General features: G+C 63.1%; 8 protein-coding genes. All 8 read left to right on the forward strand.

All coding sequences use genetic code 11. The features are described from left to right. Positions 1-569: 569 nt before the first annotated feature. The 8 genes from CFE47_RS30445 to CFE47_RS30480 are packed head-to-tail and all read left to right on the forward strand — an operon-like array spanning position 570 to position 11,160. Complete coding sequence (locus tag CFE47_RS30445; protein WP_185704318.1) at positions 570-1,403, forward strand: class II aldolase/adducin family protein; 834 nt, start codon at positions 570-572, stop codon at positions 1,401-1,403. A gap of 10 nt (positions 1,404-1,413) precedes the next feature. After that, positions 1,414-2,376, forward strand: coding sequence for an ABC transporter substrate-binding protein (locus tag CFE47_RS30450; protein ID WP_286842812.1), 963 nt, complete (start codon positions 1,414-1,416; stop codon positions 2,374-2,376). A gap of 6 nt (positions 2,377-2,382) precedes the next feature. Further along, positions 2,383-4,827, forward strand: coding sequence for a TonB-dependent receptor plug domain-containing protein (locus CFE47_RS30455; protein ID WP_185704322.1), 2,445 nt, complete (start codon positions 2,383-2,385; stop codon positions 4,825-4,827). A 13-nt stretch (positions 4,828-4,840) separates the two neighbouring features. After that, positions 4,841-6,184, forward strand: a complete 1,344-nt coding sequence (locus CFE47_RS30460) for an LLM class flavin-dependent oxidoreductase (protein WP_185704324.1) — start codon at positions 4,841-4,843, stop codon at positions 6,182-6,184. Next, positions 6,181-7,755 carry an ABC transporter substrate-binding protein gene (locus tag CFE47_RS30465; RefSeq protein WP_286842815.1) on the forward strand — a complete coding sequence of 525 codons (1,575 nt, stop codon included), beginning with the start codon at positions 6,181-6,183 and terminating at the stop codon, positions 7,753-7,755. Before CFE47_RS30460 ends, CFE47_RS30465 begins: the two co-directional genes overlap by 4 nt. Then, positions 7,752-8,702, forward strand: coding sequence for an ABC transporter permease (locus CFE47_RS30470; RefSeq protein WP_185704328.1), 951 nt, complete (start codon positions 7,752-7,754; stop codon positions 8,700-8,702). The genes CFE47_RS30465 and CFE47_RS30470 overlap by 4 nt, the downstream gene beginning before the upstream one ends. Beyond that, positions 8,699-9,553, forward strand: coding sequence for an ABC transporter permease (locus CFE47_RS30475; protein ID WP_286842818.1), 855 nt, complete (start codon positions 8,699-8,701; stop codon positions 9,551-9,553). The genes CFE47_RS30470 and CFE47_RS30475 overlap by 4 nt, the downstream gene beginning before the upstream one ends. Beyond that, positions 9,550-11,160: a dipeptide ABC transporter ATP-binding protein gene (locus tag CFE47_RS30480; RefSeq protein WP_286842820.1), complete on the forward strand. Its 1,611-nt coding sequence runs from the start codon at positions 9,550-9,552 to the stop codon at positions 11,158-11,160. Before CFE47_RS30475 ends, CFE47_RS30480 begins: the two co-directional genes overlap by 4 nt. The last annotated feature ends 217 nt before the right edge of the window (positions 11,161-11,377 follow it).

Genomic DNA, 11,377 nt, shown 5'->3' on the forward strand with positions numbered 1-11,377 from the left:
CCCCGTTAAACCACGCTGGCCGAACGCAGGCTTGAATCCGTGGGTAACCCGGCAGGACGCCGGGTTAGCCGCGCTGGGCCAGGGATGGCCCATCGCGGCGGCCCACGGATTCAAGCCGGAGTGAGGGAACACCGAGCCTAAGCGAGGTGCCGAGTGGTGGGGCAAGAGCCCTTTGGTTACTTTGGGGCTCTTTTCCAAAGTGACCCGCTGTAAGAGCGGAACCCATATCAGCCGTTACCCAAACAACGGATATGTACTCAACCCAACCTAAAAAAATGCAATTCTCTGATCATAAAAATCATAAATATTAAAAATCCTGATTATTAGCATATGACTACAAAGCCTTTTACAGACGTTTCTTAGACGAATACCTTTCAGTACAGAGACAACACACTCGACCCGACCCCTCGCATGGTGGAGGTGAGCACCGACCCAACCCAACTGCGAGGGGCCCCCTGATCATGACAACCTGACCGCTTAACCCGCCGCCACACCGTCCTTGCGTTTCCACCGCCGGCCAAGCCGAGCCACGGATTCGCTCGCCCAAAAAAAATGATCAGGGTCACCGTATGAGCCATTCCACACTGTTCCCCCAAACCATCTACACCTTGCCCTACGACAACAACCGCCTGGCCCTGGGCGCAGTGCCCAAGCTGGACGACCCCCTGCAAGAACGCGTGAACCGCAAGCAAAAACTCGCCGCCGCCTACCGCCTGTTCGGCCGCCTCGGCTACGAAGTCGGCGTGGCAGGGCACTTCACCGCCCGTGACCCGGTGCACCCGAACCACTACTGGATCAACCCACTGGGCGTACCGTTCTCGCAAATCACCGTCTCGCACCTGCTGCGTGTGGACAGCAACGGCCAAGTCGTCGAAGGCGAAGGCCTGCTTAACACCAGCGCCCTGGAACTGCACCACGACTTGCAACAGGCGCGCCCTGAAGTGGTCGGCATCGCCCACCTGCACGGCTTCCACGGTCGAGTGTGGTCGTCGCTGGGCCGCCTGTTTGACCCGATCACCGCCGAGTCCGGCGCGTTCCTCGATGACCAGGTGATCTTCCCGCGCCACGCCCTACGCACCGCCACTGGCGCTTTGGAACAAGACCGCAAGATCGTCGCCCAGGCCTTTGTCGAAACCTTCGCCCAGAACAACCTGCTGGTGTGGCAGAACCACGGCCTGTGGGTCACCGGCGAGACCGTGGAAAGCGCCGCCTGGCGTTTCATCCTCGCCGAAGACACCGCCCGTGTGCACCTGCTGGCGCACTCGGCGGGTGCACCGTTGATTCCTGCGCCGGATGCACTGGAAGGCGGTATCGACAGGGCGCGGCACGAGTTTTTCGCTTGGCTCAACTTCCTGCCGCTGTGGGACCAAATCCGCACTGAAGAACCCGACCTGCTCAACTAAGGCGCCCACCATGCACAGTCTTTCCCGACGGCAATTGCTGCTGGCCGGTGGCGTGCTTGCAGCCGGCTCCTTGCTGGGCCGTCAAGCCCACGCCGCCGAACCGTTGCGTGTCTGGCGCTACAAGGGCATGGCCGCGTCGTTCATGGCCGATGCCGGCCAGGCGGATACGCCGTACCCGGTGGAATGGGTGGACGTCAGCGGCGCCAACCTGGTGTTGGAAGCCTTGAGCAGCGGTCATCTGGATTACGCCTTCATGAGCGAGATCCCGCCGATTTTTGCCTCGATTGCCAAGGTGCCGATTGCGTTGGTTGCGCTGTTTCAAGGCGACCAGAACGACACCAGCCTGGTGGTGAAAAAAGACAGCGGCCTGCGCACGGTCCAGGACCTCAAGGGCAAGACCATCAGCTATGTGCGGGCCACCAACACCCACTACTTCGTGCTGAACATGCTCGCGCAAAACGGCTTGTCCCTGGCCGATGTGAAGGCCGTGCCGCTGCCGGTGCAGGACGCGCTCACCGCGTTTCGCAACGGCCATGTGGATGCCATTGCCACCGGCGGCATCAGTGCCCTGCAAGCCATCAGCCAAATGGACGGCGAGCTGCTGGCGGACGTGAGCCGCTACTACTCCGGCAACTACGTGATTGCGACCACGCAACAGGTATTGGCCAACCCTCAACGCCGCAGCCAGGTAGGCGATTTTTTGCGGCGTGAGAAAGCCACCTGGGACTGGGTCAATGCCCATCCCGAACGCTGGGCCGAGCGCAGTGAAGCGCTGACCGGTATCGACCGCGCGTTGTACCTGCGCCAGTTCCAGCAGCGCAGCCGACCGGCGCGCCTGCTAGGCATCGATACCGACGCCATCAACTCCCAGCAGCAGGTGGCCGACCTGTTTTACCAAAACCATTTGATTAGCCAGAGCGTCGATGCACGACCGCTGTGGCGCGACGACTTCAACCCTATTCTGAATAGTTGACCTGCCATGAAACTCACTGCCTACCGTTCCACCCTGCAACTTGCACCCCTGATGTTCGCCGGCTTCAGCATGCTGCCGGTCTATGCCGCCACCACCGATGACACCCTGGACACGGTGATCGTCACCGGCTCCCGGGGCAGCGAGGCGCGCACCGTGACCAGCAGCCCGGCGCCGATCGATGTGATCAGCGCCCAGCAACTGGAAAAAACCGGCTCCAGCAGCCTGCGTGCCGCGCTGCAGAAAACCTTGCCGTCGTTTTCCCAGCGCCCCTCGGGCACGTCCAACGACAGCGTCGCCCGGCCCTATAGCCTGCGCGGCCTCAACGGTTCCAACGTGCTGGTGCTGGTCAATGGCAAGCGCCGCCACAACAGCGCGGTGATCAACCTCGACTCTACGGCGGCCTACGGCACCAACCCGGTGGACCTGGACATGATCCCGGTCAGTGCCATCGACCATATCGAAGTGCTGCGCGACGGCGCCTCGGCGCAATACGGTTCGGATGCGATTGCCGGGGTGATCAACATCATCCTCAAGCAAAACGACCATGGCGGCTCGGTCAGCACCTCCTACGGCGAATACACCAAGGGTGATGGCGGCACCATTCGCCAGACGCTGAACAGCGGGTTTGCCTTGCCCAATGACGGCTTCTTCAACCTGTCCCTGGATGCCAAGTCCCAGCAGACCGCCGTGCGTGCGCGGGATGCGACGGGCGCGTTTTATTACCGCCAGCCCGACGGCTCGGCCGACCCGCGCGAGGCCAACGACAAGGACGTGCAGAAAAACGGCCTGCCGAAAATCAAGGCAATCAACGTCGCCTACAACGCCGAATTGCCGCTGGACGATGTGACCCTGTATTCGTTCTCCACCCTTAGTAATCGCGATGCGCGCGGTGGGCAGAACTACCGGCGACCGAACTCCACCAACATCATCCCGTCGATCTACCCTGACGGCACCGCGCCGTTCTACACCCTGCGCGAGACCGACTACCAAGTGGCAGCCGGTGGCAAGGGCAAGGTCGCCGAGTGGAACTGGGATTTGAGTTCGACCTTTGGCCGCGACAAGGGCGTGGCCGGTGCCGATGACACCCTCAACGCGTCGCTGGGCCCGTCGAGCCCGACCCACTTCACCACCTACACCAACTACTTCGACCAGTGGACCAACAACCTCGACCTCACCCGCGCCTTTGACGTGGGCCTGAGCAAGCCGCTGCAAATCTCCGGCGGCCTTGAGCACCGGCATGAGCGCTACAAGACCGAGTCCGGCAACCCGCTGTCGTACATCAACGGTGGCTACATCTACCCAAGCGGCCCACTGGCCGGGCAGCCAGGTGCGGTAGGCGCGCAGGGCGCGATCACCCTGACGCCGGAAGACGAAGGCCAGGCCAGTCGCAACAGCTACGCCAGCTATGTGGATGTGGGCGTCAACCCCACCGAAAAGCTCTACGTCGGCGTGGCAGGGCGGTTCGAACATTACGACGACGACTCGGGCAACACCCGCAGCGGCAAGCTGTCGCTGCGTTACGACCTGACCCCAGAGTTCGCCTTGCGCGGCACCCTGAGCAATGGTTTCCGCGCACCGTCGCTGTCGCAGTCGGTGTATGCGCAAACCGCCAACCAGTACACCTCGGTCAACGGCGTGGCGCAGTTCGTCGAGGCCAAGTCGGTACGGGTTGATTCCGTGCTGGGCCAGGCTCTGGGGGCGGAGGCGCTCAAACCGGAGAAGTCGCGCAATATCAGCGTCGGGTTTGCCTGGAAGCCGGTCCAGGAAGCCAACGTGACCCTGGATGCCTACCAGATCGAGATCCGTGACCGCATCGCCCAGACCGGCTTCCTGTATGGCACCGGCGTTGACCAGATCCTGCAAGCCAACGGTTTCCGCCCTGGCTACCGGGTGAAGTACTTCACCAACGCCGCCGACACCACCACGCGCGGTATCGACCTGGTCACCGACTACCGCGTCGATTACGGCGCCCTGGGTACCGTCAAGTACGGCGTCGCGGCCAACTACAACAAAACCACCATCGACAGCATCAAGTCGACGCCTGCCTCCCTCACCGCCGCCGGCAGCAACCTGGTGCTGTTCGACCGCGTGGCCCAGGGTTACCTGACCGTGGCCAACCCCAAGACCAAGCTGATCCTCAGCGCCAACTGGAAGGTCGACAACTTCGACATCAACGCCGGCCTGACCCGCTATGACAAGGTCATCGCCCGCGACGCCAACCCCGCCTATGACGTGACCTACGGCGCCAAATGGCTGACCGACCTGGAGGTGGCCTACAACCTCACCAAGGACCTGAACCTGGCGGTGGGCGCCAACAACATCCTCAACGTCAAGGCCGACAACAACGCATTCCCCCAAGGCGATATCAACGGTTTTCCGAAGTTCGGCAGCATCTCGCCGTTCGATCCCTACGGTGCGTTCTGGTACACCCGCGCCACCTACAACTTCTGATGAGGACTGCGACATGAGCCAACACGACCGCCAAATCCTGCTCGGCGCCTTCATCCCCAGTGCGGGCATCATGGGCTCTGCGTGGCGCCACCCGAGCGCCGCAACGGACTCGTTCCGCGACTTCGAGCACTACCGCTGGATCGCCGAAAAACTTGAGGCGGCGCGCTTTCATGCGCTGTTCTTCAATGACTCGGTGAACGTCGAACTCGACCTGCAGGCCCTGGCACGTGGGCCAAACAGTGTGCGCTGGGACCCGCTGGTGCTGCTGCCGGCGCTGGCGTTGGTCACGCGCCATATCGGCCTGATCGCGACCGCCAGCACCACCTACAACGAGCCGTACAACATCGCGCGCAAGTTCGCCAACATCGACCACTTGAGCGGTGGCCGGGTGGGTTGGAACCTGGTGACGTCCCTGGGCGGCGGCGAGAATTTCAATCGTGATGATCACATTAAGCACGCCGACCGCTACGAGCGCGCCGAAGAGTTCTATGACGTGGTCACCGGCCTGTGGGACAGCTGGGCCGACGATGCCTTTATCCAGGACAAGGCCAGCGGGAAATGGCTGGATACCGACAAGCTGCATGTGCTCAACCACCACGGCAAACACTTCCAGGTGCAAGGCCCGCTGAACGCTTCGCGGCCGGTGCAGGGGTATCCGGTGATCGCCCAGGCCGGGTCCTCCGACGCCGGTCGGCGGCTGGCTGCGCGGGCAGGGGAGTTGATTTTCACCGCACAACACACGGTTGAGCAGGGCCTGGCGTTCTATCAGGAGATCAAGCAGACCGCTGCTGCATTGGGGCGCAACCCCGAGCACCTGAAGGTGCTGCCGGGGGTGTCCACCGTGATCGGCCGCACCCAGGCGGAAGCCCAGGCCAAGTACGACCAGTTGCAGGAGCTGCAAGACCCGAAAACCTTCCTCAGTTCGATCTCGCGCTTTACCAGCCTGGGTTTTGACCTGTCGGAGCTGCCGTTCGATTCGCTGGTGCCGTTGCCTCCGGAGCACTTCGACACCAACACCCACAAGAGCCGGCAGAAATTGGTGTTCGACTTGATCCGCCGCGAGCGCCCAACGGTGCGCGAGCTGTTCAACAAACTCACCGCGGGTGGCCATCGCATCCTGATCGGCACGCCCGAAAGCGTGGCGGATGACTTCCAGGAATGGTTCGAAAGTGGCGCTGCCGATGGCTTCAACGTGATGTTCTCCGGGCTGCACCAAAGCATCACGGACTTCACCGAGGGCGTGGTGCCGGAGTTGCAGCGCCGTGGCCTGTTCCGCCGGGAATACCAGGGCCAGACCCTGCGCGAGAACCTTGGGCTGCCGTATATCGCCAACCGTCATCAGGGAGCGCGTACATGAAGCAGCTTTCAGTCGCGATGCTGGCGTTGCTCTTGGCAGCGTGCGGCGGGCCGTCCGACAAGGTCACCCAGGCGGATGCCTCCACACCCCAAAGCGGCGGCACCTTGCGCGTGGCGCTGGACGGCGACCCGCAGTGCGTCGACCCGCAGCAGGCCGGCAACAACACCGCGCTGAACGTGGGGCGCCAACTGGTGGATTCGCTGACCGATCAAGACCCGGTCACCGGCGACATCGTGCCATGGCTGGCCGAGCGTTGGGAGGTGGACGCGGATTCGCGGCGGTTTACCTTCGTGCTGCGCCAAGGCGCCACGTTCAGCGATGGCGCGCCGGTGGACGCGGCTGCCGTCAAGGCCAACCTGGAAGCCATCGTGGCCCTGGGCGCGCGTTCGATCCTGGGCTCGACCTACCTGGCGGGCCTCAAAAGCATCGAGACGCCGGACAGCCACACCGTGGTGGTGGCGTTCGAGCAACCCAATGCGCAATTCCTCCAAGCCACCTCGACCATGACCCTGGGGTTGTTGTCGCCGGCCAACCTGGCGTTGCCTTCGGGCGACCGCTGCCAGGGTCAGTTGGTCGGTTCGGGGCCGTTTGTGCTCAAGTCATTCGTGCATAACCAGAAGGTCTCGCTGGTGCGCCGTGACGACTATGCGTGGGGTTCATCGCTGTCGGCGCACAAGGGCAAGGCCTGGCTGGACGCTATCGAGTTCCTGATCATTCCCGAATCCGGCGTGCGCCTGGGCAGCCTGGCTTCCGGGCAGATCGAGGTGAACACCAGCGTGGCACCCCAGGATGAACCGAGCATCGAAGGGCAAGGCCTGGTGCTGTTGACCCGTGCCAATCCCGGTGTGGTATTCAACCTGGCACTGAACGAATCGACGCCGCTGTTCGCCGACATCAAGGTGCGCCAGGCGCTGAGCAAGGCGATTGACCGCGCCGAGTTGCAGCGCATCATTTCGCGCTATCAGAAACCGGCGACTGCGTTGCTGGCCACCAGCACGCCGCTGTACCGCGACTTTTCCAGCCTGTTGGCCTATGACCCGGACGGCGCACGCAAACTGCTGGACGAAGCCGGTTGGCAAGTGGGTGCCGACGGCGTGCGGGTCAAGGATGGCAAGCGCCTTTCATTCCGCCTGGATTACTGGCAGCAGACGCCGATCCTGGAACTGGTGCAGCAACAGTTGAAGGGCGTGGGCATCGAGTTCCAGTTGAACAAGTCCACCATCAGCCAGGTCACCGCGATCCAGGCCGGCGGGGATTTCAGTGTGCGCTTCCTCAACCTCACCCGTGCCGACCCGGACGTGTTGCGCACCGTGTATTACGCCCAGGGTTACAACATTAACCAACGCCAGCCGAGTGAAGTGGACCGGTTGTTGCGCGAGTCCTCCGAAACCCTCGACACCGCCAAGCGCCAAGTGCTGGTCGACCAGGCCAGTGAGTTGCTGCTGCGCGACGGCCATGCGATTGCCTTGGTGGAGTTGGCGACGGTGTTGGCCCACGGCAAGAAAGTGCAGGGCCTGCATTACGAAGCGTCGTCACGCCTGCAATTCTTCGACACCTGGTTGCAGCCATGAAAGGCGCGGCGTTTTACCTGTTGGCCCGGGGCGGGCAGGCGTTGTTGGTGTTGTGGGCGGCGTTCAGTTTGTCGTTCGTGATTCTCTATGCGCTGCCCAGCGACCCGGTGAGCATCATGCTGAACCAGAGCGGCGAGCAGAGCACGGTCAACCAACAGCAAGTGGCGCAGTTGCGTGCGCAGTACCACCTGGATGAACCGCTGGCGGTGCAGTACGGCATTGCGTTGTGGCATGCGGTGCAACTGGATTTTGGCAACTCGATCCAGAGTGGCCAGCCGGTGTCGGCCTCATTGGCTGAAGCATTGCCGAAGACGGCGGCGCTGGCGCTGGTGTCATTGGTGGTTTCATTGGTGCTGGGTGTAGGCCTGGCGCTGCTGGCCAGCCTGACCCGCCAGCGTTGGTTGCGCGATTTACTGCTCGGTTTGCCGGCGGTGGCGGTGTCGCTGCCGACCTTTTGGGTGGGGTTGCTGCTGTTGCAGTGGTTTTCGTTTGGCTGGCACCTGTTCCCGGCGATGGGCAATCAGGGGCTGGCCTCGTTGGTGCTACCAACACTCACCTTGGCGATTCCCACCAGTGCAGTGATCGCCCAGGTGTTGGCGCGTTCGCTGGCGGCCACCTCGCGGCTGCCCTTCGTCGACGCCCTGCGCGCCAAGGGCCTGAGCCCGTTGCGGGTGCTGCTGACCCATGTGCTGCATAACGCGGTGATCCCGATCCTCAGCCTCAGCGGGGTGATTGTCGGCTCGCTGCTGGCAGGTTCCGTGGTCACCGAAACCGTGTTCTCGCGCGAAGGTATCGGCCGCCTGGCCCAAGGCGCGGTGAGCAGCCAAGACATCCCGGTGGTGCAGGGCGTGGTGGTGCTGGCGGCGCTGATATTCATCACGGTCAACCTGTTGGTGGACCTGTTGTATCCCTTGCTCGATCCACGCATTCGCGGAGCCGCACGATGAGCCTTGCATTGACTGCCGTGCTGCCACGGCCGCGTTATTTCACGCTGCTGCGGCGGCGTCCATTGTTGCCGCTGGGCGTGATCGTGTTGTTGCTAGTACTCGGCTGGGCGCTGTGGCCGCAGTTGTTTACGCATTTCGATCCGTTGCTCGGCGTGCCGGCCAACGCATTGCAAAGTCCCTCGACCGCGCATTGGTTCGGCACCGATCACCTGGGGCGCGACCTCTACAGCCGCACCGTATACGGCGCTGGGCTGTCGTTGCGCGCGACGTTACTGGCGGTGTTGATCGCGTTGTTCAGCGGCATTGTGCTGGGCGTATTGGCCGGTTTTTTCGGCGGCTGGGTCGATGCCGTCTTGATGCGCTTGGTGGAAGTGCTGATGGCGATCCCCGCGCTATTGCTGGCGATGGCGGTGATCACGGTGCTGGGGTTTGGCACGGTGAATATCGCCTTGGCGGTGGGGTTGTCGTCGGTGGCGACCTTCGCCCGCCTGGTGCGGGGTGAAGTGTTGCGCTGGCGCGCCAGTACCTTTGTTGAAGCGGCGTCGGCCTGTGGCGTGGGGCCGTGGACCATTATCGTGCGACACATCCTGCCCCACGCCAGCGCGCCGGTGTTGGCCTTGGCGGCGCTGGAGTTCGGCAGCGCGGTGCTGTCGGTCTCGGCCCTGAGTTTTCTCGGCTTTGGCGCACCGCCGCCGCAACCGGAATGGGGGTTGTTGGTGGCCGAAGGGCGTAACTACATGATCTCCGCCTGGTGGTACACCAGCCTGCCGGGCCTGGTGGTGGCGGCGGTGGTGGTCTCGGCCAACCAACTGGCGCGGGCGTTGCAACAGGATCAAGGAATTGCGAGATGACCGAGCAAGTGTTGTTGGATGTACATGAACTGCGCATCGCCTACCACGGCCGTGACGGGCGCACCGAAGGCGTGGCAGGTATCGATTTTCAACTCAAGGCCGGGGAAATCCTGGCGATTGTCGGCGAGTCCGGCTCGGGAAAATCCACCACCGCTGCGGCGCTGGTGGGGTTGCTGGCGGGCAATGCGCAGATCGAATCCGGCAGCATCCGGCTGGCGGGGCAGGAGCTGACCACCGCCAGCGAACGCCAATGGCAAAGCATTCGCGGGCGCAGCGTGGGCTTTGTACCCCAGGACCCGGCGTTGTCCCTGGACCCGGTGAAACGCATCGGCCAGCAGTTGGTGGAAGCGTTGACCCTGCACGGCGTACCTAAACCGCTGGCGCGCCAACGCAGCTTGGACCTGCTGCGGGAAGTCGGTTTGGTGGAGGCCGAACGGGTTGCGCGAGGCTATCCCCACCAACTCTCCGGCGGCATGCGCCAACGGGTACTGATCGCCATCGCCCTGGCCAACGACCCACCGCTGGTGATCGCCGACGAACCCACCAGCGCGCTGGATGTGGGCGTGCAGCGGCAGATTCTCGACCGCCTGCAAACCCTGGCCCGCGAGCGCGGCACGGCGGTGTTGTTGATCACCCATGACCTGGGCGTGGCGCTGGACCGGGCGGATCGGCTGCTGGTGATGCATCAGGGCCGGATTGTCGAGACGGGCGCGGCGCGCCAGGTATTCCAGGCGCCGCAGCATGCCTATACGCGGCAACTGCTCGAAGCAGCGCCGAGTTTGTTGGTGCAGCAGCGGCGGCAGGTGAGTGCAGTGCGGGTTGATGAAACGCCGCTTTTGACGGTGCAGGGGTTGAGCAAGGACTTCTCCACCTGGCGCCAGCCGGGGCCGTTGGCGGTGGACGATGTGTCGTTCCACTTGCCACGCCACGGCACGACCAGTCTGGTCGGCGAGTCGGGCTCGGGCAAATCCACCACGGCGCGTTTGATCCTGGGGTTGGAGCGGTTGGACAGCGGCAGTGTGCTGTTTGACGGGCAAGATATCAGCCGGGTGTCGCGGCGCGATTGGCAGGCGTTGCGACGGCGGATCCAGGTGGTGTATCAGAACCCTTATGCGTCGCTGAACCCACGCTTGAGTTTGGAGCAGATCATCAGCGAGCCGTTGCAGGCGTTTGATATCGGCGACGCGGCCTGGCGGCGACAGCGCGCGGCGACTTTGCTGGAGCAGGTCGAATTACCGGCGCGGTTGTTGGGGAGCCGACCAGTGGAATTGTCCGGCGGGCAACGCCAGCGCGTGGCGATTGCGCGGGCGTTGGCGTTGGAGCCGCAGTTGTTGGTGTTGGATGAGCCGTTGTCGGCGCTGGATGCGTCGATTCAGGGGCAGATCTTGAAGTTGCTGGGGGAGCTGCAGGAGCGGTTGGGGTTGAGTTATTTGTTTATTTCTCATGATTTGGCGGTGGTGCGGCAGATTTCTGATCATGTGGTGGTGATGCGCTCGGGTAGGGTGGTTGAGCAGGGGGATTGCGAGCAGATTTTTACGGCGCCGGGGAGTGGGTATACGCGGAGTTTGTTGGCGGATATTCCGGGGCGGTTGTTGGAGGTTGGGTGATGGGGTACATATCCGTTGCTGCGGTAACGGCTACTTAGGGTTCCGCCCTTACGGCGGGTCACTTTTGGAAAAGAGCCCCAAAAGTAACCAAAAGGGCTCTTGCCCCAACACTCGGCACCTCGCCTAGGCTCGGTGTGCCCTCACTCCGGCTTTGGAGCGTGGGCCGCCGCGATGGGCCATCCTTGGCCCAGCGCGGCTAACCCGGCGTCCTGCCGGG

It is taken from the genome of Pseudomonas sp. PGPPP1, assembly GCF_002255865.1.
Classification (GTDB): Bacteria; Pseudomonadota; Gammaproteobacteria; order Pseudomonadales; family Pseudomonadaceae; genus Aquipseudomonas; species Aquipseudomonas cremoris.

Coding starts and splice junctions, on each gene's coding strand:
- CFE47_RS30475 (WP_286842818.1), top strand. CDS start 8,699: ATGAGCCTTGCATTGACTGCCGTGCTGCCACGGCCGCGTTATTTCACG.
- CFE47_RS30445 (WP_185704318.1), top strand. CDS start 570: ATGAGCCATTCCACACTGTTCCCCCAAACCATCTACACCTTGCCCTAC.
- CFE47_RS30455 (WP_185704322.1), top strand. CDS start 2,383: ATGAAACTCACTGCCTACCGTTCCACCCTGCAACTTGCACCCCTGATG.
- CFE47_RS30460 (WP_185704324.1), top strand. CDS start 4,841: ATGAGCCAACACGACCGCCAAATCCTGCTCGGCGCCTTCATCCCCAGT.
- CFE47_RS30470 (WP_185704328.1), top strand. CDS start 7,752: ATGAAAGGCGCGGCGTTTTACCTGTTGGCCCGGGGCGGGCAGGCGTTG.
- CFE47_RS30465 (WP_286842815.1), top strand. CDS start 6,181: ATGAAGCAGCTTTCAGTCGCGATGCTGGCGTTGCTCTTGGCAGCGTGC.
- CFE47_RS30480 (WP_286842820.1), top strand. CDS start 9,550: ATGACCGAGCAAGTGTTGTTGGATGTACATGAACTGCGCATCGCCTAC.
- CFE47_RS30450 (WP_286842812.1), top strand. CDS start 1,414: ATGCACAGTCTTTCCCGACGGCAATTGCTGCTGGCCGGTGGCGTGCTT.